The sequence below is a fragment of the Streptomyces sp. SID3343 genome, from assembly GCF_009865215.1.
GTDB lineage: Bacteria > Actinomycetota > Actinomycetes > Streptomycetales > Streptomycetaceae > Embleya.
This window is the reverse complement of sequence record NZ_WWJX01000632.1, coordinates 1-574: the sequence shown is the minus strand read 5'-3', so window position 1 is coordinate 574 and position 574 is coordinate 1. Positions and strand designations below refer to the sequence as shown.

General features: G+C 74.4%; 1 protein-coding gene. It reads left to right on the top strand.

The genetic code is table 11. The features are described 5' to 3' along the window. Positions 1 to 574: EamA family transporter (locus tag GT354_RS19500; protein WP_161357579.1), on the top strand; the 574-nt coding region annotated here is incomplete at both ends.

Sequence of the window (574 nt, the reverse complement as noted above, 5' to 3'; positions counted from 1 at the left end):
CTCGCCGTGAGCCGGCTGCCGCTCGGCACCGCGAGCGCGCTGGAATTTCTCGGCCCGCTGGCCGTGTCCCTCTACGGCCCGGGGCGCGGGCGCAAGCGCTGGACGGCCATGGCCGCGCTCGGCGTCGTGGCGCTGACCGAACCCTGGCACGGAGGGATCGACGGAGCCGGCGCGGGCTTCGCCCTGGCCGCCGCGGCGTGCTGGGCGGCCTACATCCTGCTGACCCAACACGTGGGCGACTCGGTGACCGGGCTGAGCGGCCTGGCCGTCTCGATGCCCGTCGCCGGCGTCATCGCCCTGCTTGTCGCGGCACCCTCCGACCTGGAACGCGTCACGTGGCAGCTGCTCTCGGCGATGCTGGGACTGGCCGTGCTGAGCGCCGTACTGCCGTTCATCCTCGAATTTCTCGCCCTGCGTCGCCTGACCACGTCCGCCTTCGGCACGCTGATGAGCCTGGAACCCGCCATCGCGCTCGTCGCCGGTCTGGTGATCCTCGGCCAGACGCCCGGCCTCGCGCCCGCGGCCGGCGTCGCCTTCGTCGTCGCCGCCGGCGTCGGCGCCACCCGCACCGGCG